At 71.9% G+C, this 22,221-nt stretch carries 20 protein-coding genes; 7 read left to right on the plus strand and 13 right to left on the minus strand.

Features of this window, described 5'->3' with window-relative positions; all coding sequences use genetic code 11:
- Window positions 1-3: 3 nt before the first annotated feature.
- The 9 genes from ACIBBA_RS12250 to ACIBBA_RS12290 form a co-directional block, all read right to left on the minus strand.
- Window positions 4-2,193, minus strand: a complete 2,190-nt coding sequence (locus tag ACIBBA_RS12250; RefSeq protein WP_396696436.1) for a hypothetical protein — start codon at window positions 2,191-2,193, stop codon at window positions 4-6.
- 136 nt (window positions 2,194-2,329) lie between these two features.
- The gene (locus tag ACIBBA_RS12255; protein ID WP_396696438.1) at window positions 2,330-3,244 is read right to left on the minus strand and encodes a hypothetical protein; all 915 of its coding nucleotides are present in this window, start codon (window positions 3,242-3,244) and stop codon (window positions 2,330-2,332) included.
- Window positions 3,245-3,465: 221 nt separating this feature from the next.
- Window positions 3,466-4,350 carry a hypothetical protein gene (locus ACIBBA_RS12260; protein ID WP_396696440.1) on the minus strand — a complete coding sequence of 295 codons (885 nt, stop codon included), beginning with the start codon at window positions 4,348-4,350 and terminating at the stop codon, window positions 3,466-3,468.
- A gap of 6 nt (window positions 4,351-4,356) precedes the next feature.
- The gene (locus tag ACIBBA_RS12265) at window positions 4,357-4,875 is read right to left on the minus strand and encodes a SigE family RNA polymerase sigma factor (RefSeq protein ID WP_396696442.1); all 519 of its coding nucleotides are present in this window, start codon (window positions 4,873-4,875) and stop codon (window positions 4,357-4,359) included.
- A 100-nt stretch (window positions 4,876-4,975) separates the two neighbouring features.
- Window positions 4,976-6,223, minus strand: coding sequence for a MalY/PatB family protein (locus ACIBBA_RS12270; protein ID WP_396696444.1), 1,248 nt, complete (start codon window positions 6,221-6,223; stop codon window positions 4,976-4,978).
- Between the two features lie 38 nt (window positions 6,224-6,261).
- Entirely contained in the window at window positions 6,262-7,863 is a 1,602-nt protein-coding gene (locus tag ACIBBA_RS12275; RefSeq protein WP_396696446.1) for an FAD-binding oxidoreductase, read from the minus strand.
- Between the two features lie 267 nt (window positions 7,864-8,130).
- Window positions 8,131-10,653, minus strand: coding sequence for a M14 family zinc carboxypeptidase (locus ACIBBA_RS12280; protein ID WP_396696448.1), 2,523 nt, complete (start codon window positions 10,651-10,653; stop codon window positions 8,131-8,133).
- A 282-nt stretch (window positions 10,654-10,935) separates the two neighbouring features.
- A complete protein-coding gene (locus ACIBBA_RS12285) occupies window positions 10,936-12,576 on the minus strand; it encodes an amidase (protein WP_396696450.1) in 1,641 nt (546 codons plus the stop codon).
- Window positions 12,573-12,875 (minus strand): hypothetical protein, encoded by a 303-nt coding sequence (locus ACIBBA_RS12290; protein ID WP_396696452.1) that lies wholly within the window; start codon window positions 12,873-12,875, stop codon window positions 12,573-12,575. Before ACIBBA_RS12290 ends, ACIBBA_RS12285 begins: the two co-directional genes overlap by 4 nt.
- Window positions 12,876-13,057: 182 nt before the next feature.
- Here ACIBBA_RS12290 and ACIBBA_RS12295 point away from each other — a divergent pair, with 182 nt between their 5' ends.
- Window positions 13,058-14,374: a family 43 glycosylhydrolase gene (locus ACIBBA_RS12295; RefSeq protein ID WP_396696454.1), complete on the plus strand. Its 1,317-nt coding sequence runs from the start codon at window positions 13,058-13,060 to the stop codon at window positions 14,372-14,374.
- A gap of 32 nt (window positions 14,375-14,406) precedes the next feature.
- Here ACIBBA_RS12295 and ACIBBA_RS12300 read toward each other — a convergent pair whose 3' ends face one another.
- Together ACIBBA_RS12300 and ACIBBA_RS12305 are read right to left on the minus strand one after the other, a co-directional pair.
- Window positions 14,407-14,832, minus strand: coding sequence for a DUF1810 domain-containing protein (locus ACIBBA_RS12300; protein ID WP_396696456.1), 426 nt, complete (start codon window positions 14,830-14,832; stop codon window positions 14,407-14,409).
- A gap of 135 nt (window positions 14,833-14,967) precedes the next feature.
- Window positions 14,968-15,429: a hypothetical protein gene (locus ACIBBA_RS12305; RefSeq protein ID WP_396696458.1), complete on the minus strand. Its 462-nt coding sequence runs from the start codon at window positions 15,427-15,429 to the stop codon at window positions 14,968-14,970.
- Window positions 15,430-15,671: 242 nt separating this feature from the next.
- Here ACIBBA_RS12305 and ACIBBA_RS12310 point away from each other — a divergent pair, with 242 nt between their 5' ends.
- From ACIBBA_RS12310 to ACIBBA_RS12330, 5 genes are all read left to right on the plus strand, one after another.
- Complete coding sequence (locus ACIBBA_RS12310; RefSeq protein ID WP_396696460.1) at window positions 15,672-16,313, plus strand: DNA-3-methyladenine glycosylase; 642 nt, start codon at window positions 15,672-15,674, stop codon at window positions 16,311-16,313.
- Window positions 16,314-16,422: 109 nt separating this feature from the next.
- A complete protein-coding gene (locus tag ACIBBA_RS12315) occupies window positions 16,423-17,508 on the plus strand; it encodes a WD40/YVTN/BNR-like repeat-containing protein (RefSeq protein ID WP_396696462.1) in 1,086 nt (361 codons plus the stop codon).
- Entirely contained in the window at window positions 17,509-17,784 is a 276-nt protein-coding gene (locus ACIBBA_RS12320) for a MoaD/ThiS family protein (RefSeq protein WP_396696464.1), read from the plus strand.
- Between the two features lie 149 nt (window positions 17,785-17,933).
- On the plus strand, window positions 17,934-19,073 hold the full coding sequence (locus ACIBBA_RS12325) for an LLM class flavin-dependent oxidoreductase (RefSeq protein WP_350875858.1): 1,140 nt from the start codon (window positions 17,934-17,936) through the stop codon (window positions 19,071-19,073).
- On the plus strand, window positions 19,070-19,693 hold the full coding sequence (locus tag ACIBBA_RS12330; RefSeq protein WP_396696466.1) for an FMN reductase: 624 nt from the start codon (window positions 19,070-19,072) through the stop codon (window positions 19,691-19,693). Before ACIBBA_RS12325 ends, ACIBBA_RS12330 begins: the two co-directional genes overlap by 4 nt.
- Window positions 19,694-19,941: 248 nt before the next feature.
- Here the strand turns inward: ACIBBA_RS12330 and ACIBBA_RS12335 are convergent, their stop codons facing one another.
- Together ACIBBA_RS12335 and ACIBBA_RS12340 are read right to left on the minus strand one after the other, a co-directional pair.
- Window positions 19,942-20,799 carry a universal stress protein gene (locus ACIBBA_RS12335; RefSeq protein WP_396696468.1) on the minus strand — a complete coding sequence of 286 codons (858 nt, stop codon included), beginning with the start codon at window positions 20,797-20,799 and terminating at the stop codon, window positions 19,942-19,944.
- Between the two features lie 179 nt (window positions 20,800-20,978).
- Window positions 20,979-21,185, minus strand: a complete 207-nt coding sequence (locus ACIBBA_RS12340) for a hypothetical protein (RefSeq protein ID WP_396696470.1) — start codon at window positions 21,183-21,185, stop codon at window positions 20,979-20,981.
- A 502-nt stretch (window positions 21,186-21,687) separates the two neighbouring features.
- Between ACIBBA_RS12340 and ACIBBA_RS12345 the strand changes: the two genes are divergently transcribed.
- On the plus strand, window positions 21,688-22,167 hold the full coding sequence (locus ACIBBA_RS12345) for a GNAT family N-acetyltransferase (RefSeq protein WP_396696471.1): 480 nt from the start codon (window positions 21,688-21,690) through the stop codon (window positions 22,165-22,167).
- Window positions 22,168-22,221 lie beyond the last annotated feature (54 nt).

Consider the following 22,221-nt stretch of genomic DNA (forward strand, 5'->3'; position numbering starts at 1 on the left):
CGGCTAGCCGAGCTGCGCGGCGAGCTCCCGCAGCGCGTCCCGGAATGCCTTCTGGTTGTGATACGGCTGGTGTCCCTCGATGGGCGGTGGCACGGTGTCGTCCGGCTCGGGAACGAGGTCCCGCGGGTCGCGGATCCGGATGTCGACGGCGCCGGCTGGATCGTCGGCACGGTGGTATGCGGGGAAGACGGGACCGCCGACGCTGTCGGTGTCCCGCCAGAGGTTGCGCCACCGCCAGTCGAGGCGATCGCCCAGGTCGCGCAGGACGTGCTCGCCGAGGTAGGCCGGACACACCCGGGCGTAGAGACGCTGCAGCGGGCACCCGTGGGTGAGCAGTGCGACGCGTCCCAGGGCCTCCGGTGGGAGCCGGAGCACGGCGGCGGCGGCGAGTACCGAGCCATGGCTGTGCCCGGAGATGACGACCCCGGTCCGGCGGGTCAACGCGGTCACCCGCCGGGCCAGTTCGGGCACGGCCCGCTTGCCGTACGAGGGCGGCGCGAACGGATGGATCGTCCTGGGCCAGAACGTGCCGAGGTCCCACAGGGCCGCCAATGTCCCCCGCTTGTCCGGATTGCGGTAGACCGTGACGCTGAAAACCACCAGACCGACGACGACCGCGCCGATGAGGTAGATCCCGGCGTCGGTCAGATACGCCGCAATGCGCGCCGCCTGGCTCTTGTCGTTGCTGAGCTCGGCCGCGAGCTGGGTCGGCCCGGTACCGATCAGGTCGAGGACGATCGTGCCCAGCCCCACCGAGGAGATCAGGAGCAGGGCGACGAGCGTCGGACCGAACACCTCGGTGGCCTGGGACCGGGCAATCGCCAGCTCGACGGTCACCAGCCGCGACCGGGCCTCGGGCGGCACCTCGGGAAAGTCCCGCCGCACGATGCGCTCCGCGTCGCGCCGCCGGCGTCTCCTGGTCAGCAGAAGCGACGAGGCCATCGCCGCGGCGGCGATCAGCAGGCCGACGACGGCCGCCGTGGCAGCCCACCAGTCGGCCGCGGGCGGCGCCAGCGGCGGGGCGCCCGGCAGCGGCGCCCGCACCGGATTGGGGATCGCGCCCCGGTCGAGCAGGTCGGCCGCGCGGTACACGAACGTGGCGGAGTACGCCGCGGCGACGATCACCGCCGCCGCGGCCAGCGCCGGCGTGCCCATGCCGAGCAGGATCGGAGGGGTCTCGGTCCTGGTCCGGCGCCGGTATCGCACGGTCAGGGCGGCAAGCCCCAGCAGCAGCAGGCCCTGGCTGGTCGCCAGCGCGGCCGTGGCGCCGTCGATGCCGGGCATGTTCCCGTGCGGCAGCGGAGCGACTCTCGGCACCAGCGCGTAGCTGAGCGTCAGGACGGTCAGCGCGATGCTCGCCAGCCGCAGCGCCCGCACCAGCCGGCGGGTGGCCGGGTGGTGCAGACGGCCCCAGATCAACAGTGCCGTGCAGGACAGCAGCAGCAGGCCACAAGCGCCCAGCAGCAGCAGTGCGGCATTGTCCGGGGACGGTGACATGGTGCCGGCGACCAGTCCGGCGTCGATGATCGCCGTGGCGATGGCGAAGTGGATCCACCGCAGCCGGCCGGCGAGGTGATCGTCGTCCCAGAACAACGGGTCGGAGAGCCCGTCGGCGGCCCTGCCGTCCGTGACGGGCTGGTGGATGTCGCCCATGTTGCGGGCTCGCCGGGAGCCGATCCACCAGATCAGTCGGATCGCGAGGAACGGCAGCACCGCCAGCAGGACGATACGCACGCCGTGCGGCAGCGACCCGAGCCAGGACAGCAGCGGTCGGTCGGACGTGCAGTAGGCCCTTGCGGCGCACTGGTACCCGACGAGGTCCATGGCGACGCTGACCATGGACAGCGCGTACGCCGCGGTCAACGTGCCGGCGAGCAGCCGACACATGGCCGTCAGCACGCCATGGCGGCTTGGACCGGCCGGGCGCATCCACACCGCCACGTTGGACAACATGAACGGAAGCAGGAGCAGGGTCAGCAGCTTCAGCAGCGGGGCGCCGCCGGTGAGGTCACCCCAGCGGTACGCCTCGACGGTGATTCCGGGGACGTCCTTGCGGCCTTCCAACCCGGGCCGGATCCGGTAGAAGCCGGCCCGGCGGTCGCCCGCGACCCGCACCACGACCGGATGGTCGAGGATGGTCTCCGCACGGGCGCCAGCAACGCCGTGTACCCGTACCTCGACCTTCTCCGTCACCAGTAGAGATTCCCAAACCGCCGCCCAGCCTTCCGGGATTCCCCGGATTCGGGGCAGGCACCGACAGATCGGCGGCAGTGGGCGACGCCTACTGTCACCCCAGCCGAGGGTCAGGGGATCGGCGGTACGCCGAGCGTCATTTCTCCCACGTGGCCTTTCCGCGGCGGTCGATGCCGCGGACCGGCATCGCGGACCGGGGGTTGACCCGGCCGGCGCTGACGACGGCCGCGGTGATGTCGACGATGACGTGCGCGGTCACGCTGGAGTAGACGTTGATCAGGTCGGTGGCGTAGTGGCTGCTGTCATTGTCACTACCGACTCCGCAAACGAACGCGTTGGAGAGGATCTGGTTGGGCGCGAAGTTGATCGATGAGAAGTCGGTGGGCCGGGAAATTCCAAACGGGTAGACCTGGGCGAAGCCGGCGAGAGTCGGCTGCACCACGGTCACTGTCCCGAAGACCGCGTCCGCGTAGTACAGGTGATCGGTGAGCCGGAGGCTGATCGACCGGCCGGCGAGCAGCCGGCCGCTGGAGTCCAGGTAGCCAGGCTCGCGGACCAGCCCTCGAGAGCTGGCGTACCGGGTGTCGAGTACCCGCTGCGGCACCAGCGGCACGATCCGGTTGCTGTTGGCGCTCGTGTGGATGATGTGCGATTCGTTGAGGGTGCTGCCATTGCCCTTGGTGACGACCCAGATGTTGCCGTCGATGGCCATGCTGATCGAGCCGGCCTCGGCGAGGTCGGAGATGGTCGTCCCGCTCGGCCTGATCTGCAATGCGGGCTCGGCGGAAACCCTTCCATCTGGATTGGGCCCGTAGGTCTTGTCGTTCGCCAGTCGTAAGGCCGCCCGAACACCGGTGTTCCGTAGGGTGGTGGCGGTCTCGACGACGTTGTCCACACCCTGGATCACCGGATCGCCCGCGGCGGCCTGTGCCGGAGTGGCGCTGGCGGCGCCCGCGACGCCCGCGCCGGCCATCCCGGCCGCGACCGCGCCCGCGCGGCGAAGCAACCGTCGGCGGCCGATGCTCTTCTCCTCGTCCTGCTTCCTCAACATCCTCTTAGCCCCCGTAGCTCTGGTGACGAACAAGCCAAGCGATCATGCCGCATCGGGAATGGCCGGACAACATCTGTTGATGTCATCCCGAGCCTCGTGAGCGCAGTCCGGCGAGAGCCAGTTGGGACACGTCAAGAGAAGGAGTTGCCCGCGGCCTGTCCAGCCGCGGGCAGCTCATCGATGGAATGGGGCGACTAGGGCAGCTCTCGTCCCCGGTAGACCTACTTGACCATGACCACGTCGGTCGGGCGCTTCACCTTCACCTCGACGCCGTAGTCGAACAGTTCGAGCGTGGAGGCGAACGTGCCCTTGTCGAGCCGGCCCTTCGCGGTCGTCTGCCAGGTGCCGGTGATCGCCACCTTCGCGATCCGGCCGTCGCCGTCGAGCGTGACGTCACCGCGGGTGTTGGTCGAACCCTTCTCGGCCGAGGTCACGTACTCGAAGTGCAGCGTGCCGTCCGGGTTCTCGGTGATGGTCGCGTTCGCGCTCTTCAGTGCTTCGAACAGCGCTGCCGGGTCGGGCGCCGCGGCCCCGAGGACGTTGCTCCCGTCGGCGTAGAGGGACAGTCGGTCGTACGTGCCGGGGTACTGGCCGTACCGGCCGTACGTCTCGCCCGGGCCCTTGTCGCTCGGTAGTGGGCCGTGCGGTCGTTCGCCGCCCTCGTACCGGGTGCCGCCGATCAGCAGCTCGGTCATGATCGAGTCGTCCAGGGCCACCCGGACGTACCCGGTGGCGGTCGTCGGGTCGAAGGCCCCCTCGTACCGCAGCCCGCCCGGCCCGGAGTTGGTCAGCCGGATCCGGTAGCTGATGTTCTCGCTGGCGGTGACGGCCGAGACCAGCTCCATCGCCGGCGAGGCCGGCCGGGCCGGCGGCGATCCCTCGGCGCTGACGCCGGGACGGCCGGGGTTCGGCATCGTCACGACGGTCGCCGCCGTGGCGGCACCCAGCGCCAGCAGCGCGCAGGTCGCGCTGACCATCGTGGTGGTCCGGCGCCGCCGGGCCCGCCGGCCGCGTTCGAGCAGTGCGCCCGTCGGGGGTACGGAGTCCGGCTCACCGTCGACGATGTCGTGCAGCCGGTGAGCGAGTTGCTCATCAAGGGTGTTCATGACGTGTCACCTGCTTAGCGTGTAGGAGGGTTCATCGAGAAGGTGGCGGAGCTTGTCCAGCGCGCGTGCGTTCTGGCTCTTGACCGTGCCCACCGAGCAGCCGAGCACCCGAGCGACCTCGCGCTCGGTCAGGTCCTCGTAGTGGCGCAGCACCACGACCGCGCGCTGCTTCGCCGGCAGCGACATCAGCGCGCGGCGCACGACGACGGCGTCGGGGCCGAGGTCACCTGCCGGAGCGGCCCGGTCGGGGACGTCCGCGACGAGACTCTCCCGCCGCCGACGCCGCCAACTGGACGTGTGGTTGTTGACCAGCGCGCGGCGCAGGTAGGCGTGCAGGTCGTCGAGCCGCGACAGTCGTCGCCACCGCTCGTACACCTTGACGAGGCTGTCCTGGAGCAGCTCCTCGGCCCGCCACCGGTCGCCGGTCAGCAGCATGGCCAGCCGGATGTGGCGCTGCCAGGCCACTTCAACGAATGCCACGTACGACTCGTCCGCCGCCGAGAGTGGCTTGGTTTGGTCCGTCACGCCCCTACCACGCAGCCGCGCCCCGGAAGGTTGCCTCGGGGCGGCTGGCTGATGCGCGAGGACATCCACCGCGGCGCGGCTCGTCCGATCAGCTGGGGATTCAGCCGGCCGACGGGGGGTGCGTGTCGAGTGCCTGGCCCATGCGGGTGACGGCTTCGGTGAGGATCGCGGGTGAGGTGGCGAAGTTGAGTCGCACGAAGCCGGCTCCGCCGGTGCCGAAGACGTGTCCGGAGCTGAGGGCGACCCGCGCGCGGTCGAGGAACATCTGCGCCGGCCCCGCGAGATCGCTGGCCGCGCCGGGTTCGCCGGCCGGCTGCGCGGTCGCGACGCCGAGCGCCGTGCAGTCCAACCAGGCCAGGTAGGTGCCCTCAGGGCGGTGGTACCCCACGGACGGGAGGTGCTTGGCGAGCAGCGTCGCCAGGAGCGTGCGGTTGGCGTCGAGGCCGTCGAGGAGGAGATCGAGCCACGGACCGCCGGCACGGAAGGCGGCGGTGTGCGCGATGACGCCGAGGTGGCTGGGTCCGTGGCCGACCTCTTCCGGCATCCGGTCGAGGTCCGCGGCGGCCCGCGGCCCGGCGACCACCAGCGCCGCCTTGAGGCCGGCGAGGTTCCACGCCTTCGAGGCCGAGATCAGGGCGAACGCGTTCTCCGCGCCGGCCACCGTGAGGTACGGGGTGAAGTGCGTCCCGGGGAGCACCAGGGGCGCGTGGATCTCGTCGGAGATCACCCGCACGCCGTGCCGGGCGGCCAGTTCCGCAACGTCCTCGAGCTCGTCCCGGCGATGGACGACGCCGGTCGGGTTGTGCGGATTGCACATCAGGAACGCCGGCCGACGGCCGCAGGCCCGGGCCTGGCGGAAGGCCTCGTCGAGAGCGGCGGGGTCCATGCGCAGGTCGGCGCCGAGCGGGGCCTCGATCACCTGCCGGCCGGCGTGGCTGACGAAGGCGTAGAAGGGCTGGTAGACGGGGGAGCAGACCACCACCGCGTCCGCCGGGTCGGTCACGAGCCGCAGCACCTCGACGATACCCATCATCACGTCGGGTACGACCGCGGTGTGGCCGACGCGGAAGTCGTGCCAGTCCCAGCGCCGGGCGGCGAAGTCGCCGAGCGCCTCGGCGTACGCCGTCCCGTGCGGGTAACCGGTGTCACCGAGGTCGATCGCGCGGCGAAGCGCGTCGGCCACGGGGGGAGCGAGGGGTACGTCCATTTCCGCGACCCAGAGGGGGAGCACGTCGGGCGGGTGCATGCGCCACTTCACGCTGGTGCGCTGCCGAAGTTCGTCGAGCGTGAGCAGGGTCAGCGGATTTTCGGCCGTCGGACCGTCGGGGGAGGGGGCGGGGCTTCCCATGCCGCCCACCCTAGGCCGTACGGCGAATTCCGAAGGCGTCAGCGATCGACGAGGACGCCGGGGTTGAGGATCCAGGACGGGTCGAGCGTGCTCTTGGCGGCGCGCAGTGCGAGCGCGACCGGGTCCGGACGCTGCCGGTCGTACCACGGTCGGTGGTCGCGGCCGACGGCGTGGTGGTGCGTGATCGTGCCGCCGGCGGCGAGCAGCGCGTCGGAGACGGCCTGCTTGATCTGGTCCCACTGGTCGAGGGTCGCGCCCCAGCGCCCGGTGGCGTAGACGCCGAAGTAGGGGGCGGGGCCATCCGGGTAGACGTGCGTGAAGCGGCAGGTGACCACACCGGTCGCGGCGACGGCGCGGAGCGCGTCGCCGGCCGCGTCGAGAACGGCCGCTCGCAGGGCGGGGAATCGGTCCCAGGTGCAGGCGGTCTCGAACGTCTCCACGATCATCGACCGGGCGGCGAGCGCGTCGCGTTGGTACGGCATCCGCAGGAACGCCGACCGCCACGCGTCGGCGACGGTCCGCTGCCCCGGGCCGGGGTTGTCGCTGCGGCGCGGCTCCGGCAGGGTCCCTCCGTGGTCGCGGCACAGCTCGACGGCACGGTCCAGCCACGGCGCGACCGGATGGTCCGCGGACTCGAATCCCAGGACCAGCACGCCGCCGGTGGTGGCGGCGCCGGCGTTGAGCATCGCCTCCGCCGGGTCGAGCAGGCGGCAGTTGCTCGGGTGCAGACCGGACTGGGCGATGGCCCGGGTGGCGCTGACCGCCTCGTCGTAGTCGGTGAAGTGCACCGAGGCGCCCGCTCGCCAGCGTGGCCGCTCCTGCAGGCGCATCCACGCCTCGGTGATGACGCCGAGCACGCCCTCCGAGCCGAGGAACAGCCGGTCCGGGGACGGCCCGGCGCCGGAGCCGGGCAGCCGGCGCGACTGGCTGACGCCTGCCGGGGTGACGACCCGCATCGACTCCACGAGGTCGTCGATGTGGGTCAGGACGGTGGCGTAGTGACCGCCGGCGCGGGTGGCCAACCAGCCGCCCAAAGTGGAGAACTCGAACGACTGCGGGTAGTGCCGCAGTGTCAGGTCGTGCCGCCGGAGCTGGTCCTCCAGCGCCGAGCCGAACACGCCGGCCTGGATGCGGGCCGCCCGGCTGGTCGGGTCGACCTCCAGCACCCGGTCGAGGCGTCCGAGGTCGAGACTGACCGCCGCGGGATACGCGTCGTCGAGCCGTGGCTCCACGCCGCCGACCACTGACGAGCCGCCGCCGTAGGGGATCACGGCGATGTCCCGGCCCGCGCACCAGTCCAGCACGTCGACGACGTCCTGCTCGGTCACCGGCCGGACCACCACGTCCGGCGGGTCGTGGACCTCCCCGTGCAGGTTGCGGACGACGTCCCGGAACGCCTTGCCGTGGGTGTGCGCCGCCCGGTCGGCCGGGTCCGTCGAGCACAGCCGGGCGAGCGACGCCGGCGGATCGACCCGCGGCGGGCGCAGGCCCAGTTCGGCCACCGGCGGCGCGACGTGCTCGGTCAGGTCGACCTCGGGCAGCAGGGTACGCACCCGGTCCGCCAACGCCGTGGCCTCCGCGCCGGTCACCGCGTCCTCGACGTGCCCCCAGCCCCACCACGAACGGTGTTTCCCGGCCATGCGGCCTCCCCGCCGTCCACCATCGCCAGATCGACTCGCCGGTAACGTACTCGGACGGCCGGCACCGAGTCGATGCGGTCGTGCTGGGCGTGAACCGCCTGCGGCCTGTTGCTGACACGTTCGCCGCCGGGTCGAGCGAGGTGAGGAGCACACCGATGTCGGATGTCCTGCGCCTCGGTCAGCCACCGGGCGGGTGCTCTGAGATTCATCCTGCGCGCGTGGTGGCCGAGCGCAAAGGCGCGCTCGGCCACCACGACCGACCTCAGGTCAGCGCTGACCGCCGAGGTACATCGCGTTGAACAGCAGCCGGTAGGTGCCGTGCGACTGAGCCCGGTGCTGCGGCTTGAAGCCGATCATCACCACCTGCCCGTCGCCGACCTTCGCGGTCACCACGGCCGCCTTGCCGCCGATGACGTCCTCACCGAGGAGGAAGCCGCTCTTCAGCAGGTTGCTCTTCGGCCAGGTGGCCGCCACCGTGACACCCTCGGCGTCCTCGTTGACCTCGAACGCCGGGCCGTTCGCGACGAACGCCGACGCGTTCGCGCCGAACCCGGCGGCGACCGGGTCACTGGCGTCGACGTCGAGGTTCAGCACCGAACCCGGGATGTTGTAGGAGGTCTCCGGCACCCCTTCGGTGACGTCCTTGACCGGCACGCCGAACGCCTTGATCGGCAGTTGGGCGGCCTTGTTCAGGGTGACCACCGTGCCGCCCGCCTCGACGAACGCCTTCAGGTTGGCCACGCCCGCGTCGGTCATTCCGCCGGTGTACTCCGGCGGCAGCGAGCCGGCCGCCCGGCCGTTGCGCATCGAGGTGTAGGTGGCGTCGGGCAGCACGATGGTGTCGAACCTCGCCCGCAGGTCACCGGTCCGGACCGACCCGTTCGTCAGCTTCTCGTACCGGAAGCCGAACTGGTCCAGGATCAGCCGGGTCCAGCCCTCGTCGTAGTTGTTGAAGCCGTCGTACAGCCCGATCCGAGGCGCGACGAGTTCGGTCACCTTCGCCGGCTTCGCGTCCACCGCGGCGATGCTGAGCCCGAACCGCGTGGCGAGCCCCGTCACTCGCGCGTCGGTGCCCGGACGCGGCGTGACCAGGAACGTGCCAGCCGGCAGCTTGCCACTGCGGGTGGTCACCTCGGCGCTGCTCTGGAGGACCTTGTCCGCCGCCGCGAGCAGGGCGTTCACGGCGGCCGAGCTGTCGTTGACGCGGGGGTCGAGGGCGTACGCGTACTTCGGCGCACCGGCCACCGTGCCGGTCGGCACCGTCGGCCAGTCGACCGCGACGGTCTCGGCCCGCACGGCCTGGTCGAGCTTGTTGACGGTGACGCCCATCTGGAACGAGAGCGTGTATCCGGTGATGTCGTACGGCGGCTCGAGCGGGCCGCCGGGGTAGAGCCGCCGATCCGGGTAGACCTGCGGGTTGAGCAGATCCAGCACCGCCGCCCGGTACGGCTGCGCCTCCCGGACGAGATAGCTGCCGGCCGGGTACCTGCGGTCGCCCACCGTGAACGGCTTCACCGCGCGTTCGACCCGGATGTTGTTCCAGCGCAGCTTGTCCACGAGCTTCGTGGCGGTCGGGAAGTCCGCCTGATCCGCCGGGATCACGTAGGTGGTCGAGGCGCCGTTACGCGCCCCGTCCCGGGCCATCTGCGCCGCCCCGTAGAGCAGGGCCTCGCGGTCGTCGCTGGCCACGCGCAGCATCGCCCACGAGGCCGTCTTGATGTAGTCGCAGCTCTGCGAAAGGTGCCACTCGCCGCCCTTCCACGGGCTGGGGTAGAAGACCGAGGGCTGGCTGGTCGAGGTGCCGTCCGCGAAGGTCTTCGGGAAGGTCGCGGGGTCGTAGACCCTCGGCGTCGCCGAGGCGTGCGCGGTCTCGGTGAGGATGCCGATCTGGTTGTGGTAGTACGGCGCGGTCCGGGCGCCGCCGTTCCACCAGATGTCGTACGACTGGCGGGCCAGCGCACCGCCCTTGCCCTCGCGTTCCAGCCGCTGCCCCATCGCGTCGCCGACGATGTTGACGCCCCGGACCACCTGGGGGTGGATGTTGGGGTTCAGCGGGTCCTCGTAGGGCGGGATGCTGATCCGGGCCGGGAAGACCGCGGTCTGGTGGACGTTGTGCATGACCTGCGGGATCCACTCGTGGAACAGTTGGCGCCCGACGTTCTGCGTCTCCTGCAGGTTGAACATGTACCAGTCACGGTTGTTGTCGTGTCCGGCGTACTTCTGGTACAGCTCGGGATAGCCGGCGTCCTGGTAGGGCCCGCCCAGGTTCTGCCGGTACCACTCGGCGACCTTCGTTCCGCCGTCCGGGTTCACGTTCGGCACCAGCAGGGTGATGAGGTTGTCCCGGATCTCTCGCGCCTCGGACGTCTCGCTGGTCACCAGGTCGTACGCGAACTGCGGAGCGGTCTGGTGCCCGGCCACCTCGGTGGAGTGGATGCCGAAGTCGACCCAGGCGATGGCCTTGCCGTCCTTCGCGAGGTCGCGCGCCTGGGACTCGGAGAGCGCGTCGCCCTGCGAGAGGCGTACCGAGGTTTCCCGGTAGCGCTTGAGGTTCGCATCCTTGAGGTTCTTCTCCGACGAGACGATGGCCATCAGCTGCGGCCGTCCCTCGCTGGTCTTGCCGATCTCGACCAGTTTCATCCGGTCGCTGGCCTTGTCGAGCTTCCGGTAGTAGTCCGCGATCTGCTCGTAGGTGGCCAGCTTGTAGTCGGTACACGGCGCCCAGCCGATCACCGACTCCGGCTTCGGCACGCGGTTCGAGGCGGTGGCGGTGGTCGCCGACGTCAACACCGGCGAACCGACCAGAGCCAGCGCGCATGCGACCGATACCGCGGTCCGAGACAGTCTTCGTTTCACCTGACACCCCTTCGCAGTACGTGTACGACGGAAAAGGTTCCGGCAGGGGCGGCCGCGCCAACTCGGATGGCACGATTCAACAGGCTTCGATCGATGTCTTGGAACGCCCACGGTGGCAATTGAGGAAATCTTGAGACTCGGCAGCGTCGAGAAAAGGTGCCGGACCGGACCGGGCCGTGACGAACGGGCGGGCATCGGCTGCCCGCCCGTCGCACGTCACTGGCTGAGCTCGGCGACCTCCTCAGCCGTCAGGCGCAGCGCTTCGGCGGGAGCCGCGCCCCGTGCGCCCGCTGCGGTGGGCGGATCGGCCGGCCGCCGCAGATGCCAGTCCGTCACCGCCTGGTAGGCGGCCACCACCGACAACAGCCGGTCCTCGGCGTACGGGAGACCGCCCAGGATGGTGCCGATCGGCAGCCCGGCAGCGGTGGACCCGATCGGGAAGGCGATCTCCGGCAGGCCCAGGATGTCGAAGGGCACCGGGTCGGTCTGCACCACCACGTCGCAGGCGTCGAAGAGGTCGTTGAGCACCCGGTCCATCAGCAGCAGCTTGGCCCGCTGACCGGTGATGAACTCGTTGCCACCCATCAGCGCGCCCTGCAGCCAGCTGGTCACCGACACCCCGAAACCGCGCAGGTCGGTGCGCAGGTACGGCATGAACGGCTCGGCCCGCTCAGGCAGCCGGACGTTGTTGAAGGTGCCACCGGTCAGCTGGCTCCAGTCGTCCGGCAGCGGCACGTCCACCAGGGTGACGCCAGGGATCGCGGCGAGCTGTGCCAGATAGGCCGCACGGGCCAGCGCGGTGGCCGACGTGCCGTTGACGAAGCCCGGCAGCACCCCGATCCGGGTCTTCCAGCGCAGCTTGACGCGGCGTCCCTGGTAGACCGGGCTGGCCGCATCGATCAGGTTGGGTACGTCTGGCAGGCCCTGGCTGCGCGGGTCCATGGGGTCCTCGCCTGCCATCGCGGTCAGCATGATCGCGGCGTCCTTGGCGTCCCGGGCCAACGGGCCCGGATGGTCGCGCGTGTAGGTGAGCGGAATGATGCCGGCCACCGAGACCCGGCCCATGGTCGGCTTGAGGCCCGTGAGGTTCTGCGCGTTGGACGGGGCGGTGATCGAGCCACCGGTCTGCGTACCGATGCCAGAGGTGGCCATCCGGCCGGCAACCGCGGTGGCGGTGCCGGTGGACGACCCGCCCGGGTCGGCGCCGCGGTCGGTCGGCGTCCAGGCGTTCACCGTGGTGATCACGCCGGCCGGTGTGGTGGCACGGGTGGTCGCCAACGGGCCCATCTGAGTCTTGCCGAGCACGATCGCGCCAGTCGCCTTCAACCGGGCCACCGCGGTCGCGTCGTACGGCGGCACGAAGTCCTTGAACAGGAAGGAGTTCGCCGTGGTGGGGACCCCCTCGGTGTAGTAGTTGTCCTTGATGGCCAGCGGGATGCCGTGCAGCACACCGTGTCGGGGCCTGCGCCCGACATCTCGCGCGCCCGCAAGGGCCGCGTCGGCGAGCACCCGGTTGAACGCCTGGTAGATGCCGTCGTAGCGGGAGATTCGAGCCAGGTACGCCTCGACCAGGTGCTCGGGGGTGAGTTTGCCCGCGCGGATGAGCCAGGCCGCCTCGGCGATGGTCAGCTCGGACGGATCGGCGAGTGCCTCCGGCCGAGGCTCGGTGTAGGCGTTCGGCTGGTCCAGTGGCCGTCTCGCCGCTCCCGGCTTGGCACTGGTGGGCAGGCCGTTGCCCGCCAGCGCGACCGAGGGCAGTCCGACGTTGACGCCGACGGCTGAGACGGTGGCCAGCGCCGCGGCGCGGGCCAGGAACGCCCGGCGGTCGACCGTACGATCGAGTGGTTCGGACGTCATGCCTTCCGCCATTCCGTGCTGTTGGAGGGGTAGAGGATCGGGGCGTGCTGCTGCGACAGCGCCTTGGCGGTATCGGGATCGGTGCCGTCGGGAGCGGGCGGCTGGTATGCGGCGAGCGTCGCCACGGTGCCCCGCACGAAGGAGCGCAGCGAGGCGAGCACGGAGTCCCGGCCGGGCGAGCCGGTCTCGGGGTCGGGGCTGGTCCCGGGCGGAAGTTGGTCGAGGTCGATGCCGAGTGCGGCGAGCCGGGCGCGGATCAGAACGTTCAGTTCGGCATCCGTCGGCGGAGTAGGTGCCATGATGCTCCCAAGTCGTGCGACAGGGGGTGTCGCGGGTCCCGGTCGAAGTGGACTGACCGTAGGCCGGTCGCGATTCGTGGCAGCGCGATGCGGGTAGAAGTTGAGGAATATTTGAGTTTGCCCATGAGGTGGCGCCCGCAACACGCATTCCTATACGTCGATGGATCGGGTTAGACTTCGTCATGCGTCGAGGTCTCGCGATCCTGGTTGCCGCACTCGTCATCGGTCCGTTCGTCATCGGCACGGAGCACGCCTCCGCCGTGACCACGCCCCCGGCGGCGGTCATCGCCAGCGACTTCCCCGACCCCGACGTCATCAAGGTGGGCGGCACCTACTACGCATACTCCACCAACAACGGCTTCGGGAACGTGCCGGTCGCCACCGCAACCTCGCTGACCGGGCCGTGGACCCGGCGAGCGGACGCGCTGCCCAGCCTCGGCGCCTGGGCCAGCGGCGGCCTGACCTGGGCCCCGGACGTGTCCGCACGCGCTGACGGCCGGTACCTGCTCTACTACACCGCCCGGAGCCGGGCCGTCGGCCGGCAGTGCATCGGCGCGGCGGTGGCCAGCTCGCCGCTGGGCCCGTTCGTCGCCGTCGGCACCGGGCCGCTGATATGCAACGGCGCCGAGGGCGGCGACATCGACGCGTCCAGCTTCACCGACGGCGACGGGCAGCGCTACCTGCTCTACAAGGACGACGGCAACGCCATCGGCCAGCCGACCAGCCTGTGGCTGCAACGGGTGGCCGCCGACGGCGCGACGCTGCAGGGCGCCCGGGTGGAGCTGCTGCGCAACGACCGGCCGGAGGAGGCCGGCGTCATCGAGGCGCCGGTGCTCACCCGGGTCGGGGCTCGCTACGTGCTCTTCTACTCCGTCGGCGGATACGGCGGAGACAACTACCAGACCAGCTACGCGACCTCGACCGCGCTCACGGGGCCGTACACGAAGGCCTACCGTTCGCTGCTGACCACCGCCACCCTCGACGGCGCGGTACGCGGCCCCGGCGGGGCCGACGTGGTCCGCGAGGCCGGCGGCGACCACCTCGTCTTCCACGGCTGGATCAACAACTACACCGCCCGTGGCATGTACGTGGCCGCGCTCGGCTGGGCCGGTGAGTACCCGGTCGTGCGGGGCAGCCGGGTCCGCTACGAGGCCGAACGCGGGGCGCTGCACAACTGTGCGGCCCGGAACACCGCGAGCGCCTCACAGGGGCAGGTGGTGGCCTACCTCGACCACGCCGACAGCTGGGTCGACGTCACCGTCTTCGCGCCACGGGCCGGCAGCTACACGGCCCACATCTCGTACGCCGCGGGTTACGGCGAGGCCCGGCACACCCTGACCGTGAACGGCGGGGCGTCCCAGGTGGTCACCTACCCGGACGCCGGCTGGGAGAACTGGCGACAGGTCCGCGCCGACGTCACGCTGAACGCCGGCTTCAACACCCTGCGGCTCACCCACCTCAACCGCTGGGCCGAGATCGACTTCATCGAGATCGCCTGACCACCTGACGGCTCTGCGGGCAGTCGTCGCGCTCACAGGCGCTGTTCCGAGGCGGGGTCCGGCATTCCGTCGAAGTACTTGTCCAACACCCTCTGGAACAGGGTCTCGTCAGGCGCGGCGTGCCGGAAAAGCGTCATGCAGGACCGGAGCTTCATCGCGTCGGTGCGGCCGAAGATGTCCTCCGCGCTGCGCCCGGACGTCTCCGCCACCACCGATGTGCACTCGCGCAGCCGCGCGCCGAGCACCTCGTGCCGCAGATACGCTCTGGCCTCGTCGAGCGACCCGATGGCGTACCGCTGCGAGGTCGGGCTCGCGCCGAGCCCGGCGATCTGCGGGAACACGAACCACATCCAGTGCCTGACCTTCGCTCCGCGGCGCAGTTCGACGAGGGCCTGCTCGTACGTGCCGTGGTGGTTCTGCGCGGCGACGAACCGCTCGAGGTCGTACGGGTCGTCCATGGCAACACTCTAGGCAACGCCGCGAGGCGAAACCCTACGTCCCGCGACTGGCCGAACGGGTCGGTGACGCCGGCCCGGAGCGGGTAGGGAGCGGCGGCGCCCCGGAGATCCGAGGCGCCGCCAGTTACCCCCGGATCAGAGGGCGAGGTCGAACCGGTGCTCGTCGGTGAGCGAGTTGCACAGCGCGTCGCAGGAGTTGCCGGTGACCGTGCCGAAGGCCACCCCCGGGGCGTACGGCCGGTCGACCGGGGTCACCGCGATGCGGATCCGCTGGGTCGTCCCGTCGCAGGCGACCTTCCGGGTGGTCGTCCCGGTGCGCACCGTGTCGCCGATCGCCTGGGCGACCTTCACGGTGAGGTCGACCTGGGTGGGCTGCGAGCAGGTCAGCGTGATCGGCACGTGGATCGCCGCCCCGTTGGCGTCGATCTTCGCCGCGCCGCCGAGCGAGACGGCGGTCAGCGGGGCGCCGTCGGAGAGGGCCACGGCCCGCTGCTGCGACGAGGTGGTGGCGCTGGCCGAGGGGGCGTAGGCCAGGGTCGCGCCGGCGGCGATCAGGCCGATGACGATCAGGGGCAGGCGGAACGGGCGAACCTTCATGGTCGGTCCCTTTCGATGTGGCTTCGGCCGGCGGCGGGTGCCACCGGGGCGCGCCGCCGTGTGTTGCGGCGACGGCGGTTACACCCCCGCGGCGGCGCGCGGGTTTCGTGACCCGGAATGGCGAACGGATGAACGGTTCCTGTCCGGCAGGTGCCCCCGTGGGCGTACCTGGTCGCCCCTGACGGGGTCGCGAGAATCGCCCGGTGCGGGGCGGCCCGACGGCGGCTGGGTACCGTCGGCGCATGGACGCTCTCCCGCAGGGCCGCGCCGACACCGACGGCCTCGCCGCGCTGGCGGCGCTGCTCGCCGGCCCGGTGGTGCCGGCCGCCCGAGGGCTGCTCGGCTGCCGGCTCTCCGCCGGCGAGGTCACGGTGCGGATCACCGAGGTCGAGGCGTACGCCGGCACCGCCGGCGATCCGGCCTCGCACGCCCACCGGGGCCGGACCGCGCGGAACACGGTGATGTTCGGCCCGGCCGGGCACGCCTACGTCTACTTCACCTACGGCATGCACTGGTGCATGAACGTGGTCACCGGGCCGGAGGGGGAGGCCTCGGCGGTGCTGCTGCGCGCCGGCGAAGTGGTCGACGGCCTCGACGTGGCCCGGGCCCGGCGCACCGCCGTACGCCGGGATCTGGACCTCGCGCGTGGACCGGCCCGGCTCTGCGCGGCCCTGGGCATCGACCGGACGGTGTACGGGCGTTACCTGCTCGGCGACGGCCCGGTCCAGCTGCGGCCGGGCACCGCGCCGGTGCCCCCGGCGGCGGTGGCCGCCGGCCCTCGGGTCGGGGTGACCGGGGCGCACGACGTCCCATGGCGGTTCTGGATCGAGGGCGACCCGACGGTCAGCGCCTACCGCCGACACACGCCGCGTACCCGGCGCTGACGCTCGATCGCCGGGGGATTTCCGGCCCGCCGGGGCGGGCGCTGTCGTTCTGTCGGTGGGTGTGGCCATAATCACGCCGACATGACGCCCGAGGATCGGAGGACGGCACATGCCCACCCTGCTCGCCATCGGCACCGGCAAGGGGCTCTTCCTCGCCACCAGCACGGACGACCGGCGCAACTGGCAGGTCAGCGGCCCACACTTCCCGATGACCGGCGTCTACGCGGTCGCGATCGACAAGCGGCGGCCCACGCCCCGCCTGCTCGCCGGGATGACCAGCTCGCACTTCGGCCCGAGCGTGGCCACCAGCGACGACCTCGGCGCCTCCTGGCAGGAGCCGGCGCAGCCGCCGGTCGCCTTTCCGGCCGACAGCGGGGCGAGCCTCGACCGGGTCTGGCAGCTCACCCCGGCCGGGCCGGACCAACCCGACGTCGTCTGGGCCGGCACCCAGCCGTCGGCTCTGTTCCGTTCCGACGACGGCGGGGTCAGCTACCAGCTGGTCCGAGGGCTCTGGGACCACCCGCACCGTGAGCAGTGGGGCGCCGGCTTCGGCGGGCAGGCGGTGCACACCGTGCTGCCGCACCCGGGCGACGCCGACCGGGTCGTGGTCGCCATGTCCACCGGCGGCGTCTACCGCACCGACGACGGCGGCCAGACCTGGGCGCCCGGCAACACCGGCATCCGCGCCTACTTCCTGCCCGACGAGTGGCCCGAGTTCGGCCAGTGCGTGCACAAGGTCGTCCGCGACGCCGGTGATCCGGAGCGGCTCTACGCGCAGAACCACCACGGGGTCTACCGCTCCGACGACGGTGGGCACACCTGGGCGTCGATCGCCGAGGGCCTGCCCAGCGACTTCGGGTTCCCGATCGTGTCGCTGCCCGGCCGGCCCGGCACGGTCTTCACCTTTCCGCTGGCAGCCGACAGCGAGCGTTGGCCGGTCGGGCACCACTGCCGGGTCTACCGCTCCGCCGACGCCGGGCAGAGCTGGCAGCCGCTCAGCACGGGCCTGCCCGAGGCGCCCTTCTATCCGTCGGTGCTGCGCGACGCGATGTGCGCCGACGACGCCGAGCCCGGCGGGGTCTACCTCGGCACCCGCTCCGGCGAGGTCTACGCGAGTCGCGACGAGGGCGAGTCATGGGCGCTGGTCGCCGCGCACCTGCCGGACGTGCTCTGCGTCCGGGCCGCGGAGGTCTGAGTGGTCACCGTGCTGCTGCCGGGCCCGCTACGCGGCGAGGCGGGTGGGGCCAGCCGGCTGACCGTTGCGGCCGCCGGTTCGCTGCGAGGGGTGCTCGACGAGCTGGCCGTGTCCTGGCCACGGCTGGCCCGCCGGATCCGTGACGAGCGCGGCGAACTGCGCCGCTACGTCAACGTCTACGTCGACGGGGAGGACTGTCGCCACGCCGGCGGGCTCGAGGCCCCGGTGCCCGACGGCGCCGAGGTCCAGGTGCTGCCCTCGGTCGCGGGCGGCTGACCCGGCCCGCACCGTCGCCGCCCGCCTGAGGCAAGCTGTGACCGCTGCCATGCCTGAGGTGCTTGCTGGTGAAATTTTTGACGCGTCAAATATGTTTTCGGATGCGTCCGGGTTCACCACGGCCCCGGCTAACATCCCGAGGAGCGGTCATGCAGTTCGGAGTCTTCACCGTCGGCGACGTCACGGTCGACCCGACCACCGGTCGGGAGCCGACCGAGCATGAGCGGATCAAGGCGATGGTCACCATCGCGCTCAAGGCCGAGGAGGTCGGCCTCGACGTCTTCGCCACCGGCGAGCACCACAACCCGCCGTTCGTACCCTCGTCGCCCACCACCATGTTGGGCTACATCGCCGCGCGTACGTCCCGGCTGCTGCTCTCGACAGCGACCACCCTGATCACCACCAACGACCCGGTGAAGATCGCCGAGGACTACGCGATGCTGCAGCACCTGGCCGACGGCCGGGTCGACCTGATGATGGGCCGCGGCAACACCGGGCCGGTCTACCCCTGGTTCGGCCAGGACATCCGCAACGGGATCCCGCTGGCCATCGAGAACTACGACCTGCTGCACCGGCTGTGGCGGGAGGACGTGGTGGACTGGAAGGGCCGGTTCCGCACCCCGTTGCAGTCGTTCACCTCGACCCCGCGGCCGCTCGACGGCGTCCCGCCGTTCGTCTGGCACGGCTCGATCCGCAGCCCCGAGATCGCCGAGCAGGCCGCGTACTACGGTGACGGCTTCTTCGCCAACCACATCTTCTGGCCCAAGGAGCACACCCAGCGGATGATCCAGCTCTACCGGCAGCGCTTCGCGCACTACGGCCACGGCTCCGCCGACCAGGCCATCGTCGGCCTCGGCGGCCAGGTGTTCATGCGCAGGAACTCGCAGGACGCGGTCCGGGAGTTCCGGCCGTACTTCGACAACGCCCCGGTCTACGGGCACGGGCCGTCGATGGAGGAGTTCACCTCGCAGACCCCGCTGACCGTGGGCAGTCCGCAGCAGGTCATTGACCGCACTCTCGGCTTCCGCGAGTACGTCGGCGACTACCAGCGCCAGCTCTTCCTGATGGACCACGCCGGTTTGCCGCTCAAGACCGTGCTGGAGCAGCTCGACCTGCTCGGCGAAGAGGTCGTGCCGGTGCTGCGCAAGGAGTTCGACGCGCTGCGTCCCGCGCACGTGCCGGCGGCGCCGACCCACGCCTCGCTGGTCGCCGCGGCGGGCGGCGCCAAGGACAGCACCGTCCACGCCGTCGACGACGTGACCGGTAAGGCGCCCGAGGTGAACCGATGACCCAGCGCATCCTCGCCGTGGTGTCGGCCGGGCTCAGCCAGCCGTCGTCCACCCGGCTGCTCGCCGACCAGCTCGCCGCGGCCACCCGCGACGAGCTGGCCCGGCGGGGCGACGCCGTCGAGCTCCGCCCGGTCGACCTGCGCGAGCACGCCCACGACGTGGTCAACCACCTGCTCACCGGCTTCCCGTCGGCCCCGCTGCGGGAGGTGCTCGACACGGTCACCGGCGCGGACGGGCTGATCGCGGTCACCCCGATCTTCAACGCCTCCTACAACGGGCTGTTCAAGTCCTTCTTCGACCTGGTCGAGGCCGACGCGCTGATCGGCCGGCCGGTGCTGGCCGGCGCCACCGGCGGCACCGCCCGGCACTCGCTCGCGCTGGAGCACGCGGTCCGGCCGATGTTCAGCCACCTGCGCGCGGTGATGGTGCCCACCGCCGTCTTCGCCGCGCCCGAGGACTGGTCCGGCGGCGCGGCCGACGGCGCACTGCGGGCCCGGATCAGCCGGGCCGCCGTCGAACTGGCCGACGAGATGCACCGCCGGCCGCCGTCGGCAGGCCCGGTCGACCCGTTCGCCCTCACCACCTCGTTCGAGGAACTGCTCGGCCGCTCCGACCGCTGACCGCCTCAATCGCCGGGCCGGGCCAGCTGGCCCGGCCCGGCGGGGCGTTGCCGAGTCGGCGGAGGGTTGCCGAGTCGGCGGGGCGTCGCCGGGCCGGCGGGCGGTTCAGCGGGTGTTGCCGGGCCGGGCGGGCGGTTAGCGGGCGTGGTCGGGCCGGCGGGTGGGTCAGCGGGACTTGCCGGGTCGGCGTCGTGGCCGGGCCGGCAGGAGGGTCAGCGGGCGTTGCCGGGCCGGCGGGCGTGACCGGGTCAGCGGGCGTGGCCGTGCGGGTGGGCGATCAACACGGGGCAGTGCGCGTGCTGCACCAGCGCCTGGCTCACCGAGCCGAGCAACAGCCCGGCGAACCCGCCCCGGCCTCGCGACCCGACCACCACCAGGGCCGCCTCGCCGCTCGCCTCGATCAGCGTCGCCGCCGCGTCGGCGGTGTCCAACACCCGCTGCGTCACGGCCAGGCCCGGGTGGCTGCTCTGCACGTCAGCCGCCGCCGCGACGAGCGCCTGGTCGGCCGCCGCCGGCACCTCGTCCGGGCCAGCGTGGCCGCGGTCCGTCCGGATGTGCACCAGGACCAGCTCCGCCTGCCGGCGCGCCGCCTCGTCGGCGGCCTGCCGGACGGCCAGCTCGGCGAGCTCGGACCCGTCCACGCCGACCAGCACCGCTCCCTCGACCGGGGCGGGCGCCTCGGCGGGGCGTACCACCAGCACCGGGCAGCGCGCGTGCGCGGAGACCTGGGCGCCGACCGAGCCGAGCAGCAGCCCGGCGAAGCCGCCGTGGCCCCGGCTGCCCACCACCACCAGCTCCGCCCGCCCGGACTCCTCGACCAGGCTCGCGCCCGGCCCACCGGCCACCTGGCGGAACTCCACGGTGACGCCCGGCCAGCGTCCGGTCAGCTCGGCGGCGGTCCGCTCCAGCATCTGCTGGCCCTCGTCGCTCGGCTCCGGCAGCCCCAGGTCGTACGGGTTCAGCGGCACGCCGGAGCCGAGCGGGTGCAGGTAGCCGTGCACCAGGTGCAGGGGGAGCGAGCGCAGCGCGGCGGCCCAGGCGGCGTGCTCGGCCGCCACCAGACTCGACGGAGATCCGTCCACTCCCACCACGACGGGTCGGTTCATCAGCCCTCCCACACCTAGACCTGGCAATTCTCAACCCACCAGCCCCCACCCACCCCCATTTCCCCACCCACCCGTGTCGATCATGCAGTTGTGGTGCCCGTTGCCTCCAGATATGCCGGTTCTGTGAAGCACCACAACTGCATGATCGCGGGAGGTGGGGGTTAGCGGGAGGTGGGGGGTTATCCGCGGGTGGGTGGCGGTTGGGCGGGTTGGTGGTGCACGACCAGCTCGTCGACCTCCAGGCGGCCGATGCGCAGGTCCCGGATGACCGCCCGGCGGATCGTGAGTCGTCCGATTGCCAGTACCGCCACCGCGGCGGCCCCGCCCGCCAGCGCCGAGACCGCCAGCGACCCGAGGGCGGCCGCCCCCACGGCCCGGGCACCCACGGCGAGGGCGCCTACCGAGGTCGCGCCCACGGCCCGGCGTCCGGATAACGGCGTCGGCCGCCGGAATGCTCCGCTACGTATCCGTCTCATCCGCCCATTCTCCGCCCGTTCAACGGCCGGCGCGCCGCATCAACCGGCCGCCGCCCGCGCCGTGCGGGCCGCCGTACCGTGCGGGCGTCCGTGCCGTGCGGGCGTCCGTACCGTGCGGGCGTCCGTGCCGTGCGGGCGTCCGTGCCGTGCGGGCGTCCGTACCGTGCGGGCCTCCGTACCGTGGGCCTCCGCGCCGTGCGGGCGTCCGTGCCGTGCGTGTCCGTACCGTGCGGGCCTCCGTACCGTTCGGGCCTCCGTGCCGTGCGGGCTCCGCGCCGTGTCGGGTTCAGCGCTCCCGTCGCCTCCGTGGTGCGGTGGCCCGGTCCCGCGCCGCGCCCGTCCCCTGCTGCGCTGGCCCGGTTTCGGTAGCGGGTCCGACGCCCGATGTCGGTGGTCGGCCTATCCTCGGGCCGTGACCGCTGACCTGCGCCTGCGTCCCGTGCGCGACGACGACCTACCGGAGTTCTACCGCAATCAGCTGGACCCGGAGGCGATCCGGATGGCGGCGTTCACACCCGACGACCCGGCCGACCGGCAGGCGTTCGCCGACCACTGGCAGCGCGTCCGCACCGATCCGGCGATGGTGTCCCGGACGGTCACCGTCGACGGCCAGGTGGTCGGCTACGTGCTCGCCTTCCCGGTCGGCGAGCGGACCGAGGTCAGCTACTGGATCGACCGGCGGCAGTGGGGCCGGGGCTACGCCACCCGCGCGCTGGGCGCGCTGCTGGCCGAGCTGCCGCAGCGCCCGCTGCACGCCCGGGCCGCCAAGGACAACCTCGGCTCGCTCGCCGTGCTGCGCAAGTGCGGTTTCGTCATCCGCGGGGAGGATCACGCCTACGCGGCCGGCCGCGGCCACGACGTGCAGGAGTACGTGCTGGAGCTGCCCGCCTGAGCCGGGCCGGCGGCGCGCACCGGCCGGGCTGGCCAGGGCGGGGACTACCCTTGC

The organism is Micromonospora sp. NPDC051006 (genome assembly GCF_044456245.1).
Classification (GTDB): domain Bacteria; phylum Actinomycetota; class Actinomycetes; order Mycobacteriales; family Micromonosporaceae; genus Micromonospora.

Coding starts and splice junctions, on each gene's coding strand:
- ACIBBA_RS12255 (WP_396696438.1), bottom strand. CDS start 3,244: ATGTTGAGGAAGCAGGACGAGGAGAAGAGCATCGGCCGCCGACGGTTG.
- ACIBBA_RS12260 (WP_396696440.1), bottom strand. CDS start 4,350: ATGAACACCCTTGATGAGCAACTCGCTCACCGGCTGCACGACATCGTC.
- ACIBBA_RS12270 (WP_396696444.1), bottom strand. CDS start 6,223: ATGGGAAGCCCCGCCCCCTCCCCCGACGGTCCGACGGCCGAAAATCCG.
- ACIBBA_RS12275 (WP_396696446.1), bottom strand. CDS start 7,863: ATGGCCGGGAAACACCGTTCGTGGTGGGGCTGGGGGCACGTCGAGGAC.
- ACIBBA_RS12285 (WP_396696450.1), bottom strand. CDS start 12,576: ATGACGTCCGAACCACTCGATCGTACGGTCGACCGCCGGGCGTTCCTG.
- ACIBBA_RS12290 (WP_396696452.1), bottom strand. CDS start 12,875: ATGGCACCTACTCCGCCGACGGATGCCGAACTGAACGTTCTGATCCGC.
- ACIBBA_RS12295 (WP_396696454.1), top strand. CDS start 13,058: ATGCGTCGAGGTCTCGCGATCCTGGTTGCCGCACTCGTCATCGGTCCG.
- ACIBBA_RS12300 (WP_396696456.1), bottom strand. CDS start 14,832: ATGGACGACCCGTACGACCTCGAGCGGTTCGTCGCCGCGCAGAACCAC.
- ACIBBA_RS12305 (WP_396696458.1), bottom strand. CDS start 15,429: ATGAAGGTTCGCCCGTTCCGCCTGCCCCTGATCGTCATCGGCCTGATC.
- ACIBBA_RS12310 (WP_396696460.1), top strand. CDS start 15,672: ATGGACGCTCTCCCGCAGGGCCGCGCCGACACCGACGGCCTCGCCGCG.
- ACIBBA_RS12315 (WP_396696462.1), top strand. CDS start 16,423: ATGCCCACCCTGCTCGCCATCGGCACCGGCAAGGGGCTCTTCCTCGCC.
- ACIBBA_RS12325 (WP_350875858.1), top strand. CDS start 17,934: ATGCAGTTCGGAGTCTTCACCGTCGGCGACGTCACGGTCGACCCGACC.
- ACIBBA_RS12330 (WP_396696466.1), top strand. CDS start 19,070: ATGACCCAGCGCATCCTCGCCGTGGTGTCGGCCGGGCTCAGCCAGCCG.
- ACIBBA_RS12335 (WP_396696468.1), bottom strand. CDS start 20,799: ATGAACCGACCCGTCGTGGTGGGAGTGGACGGATCTCCGTCGAGTCTG.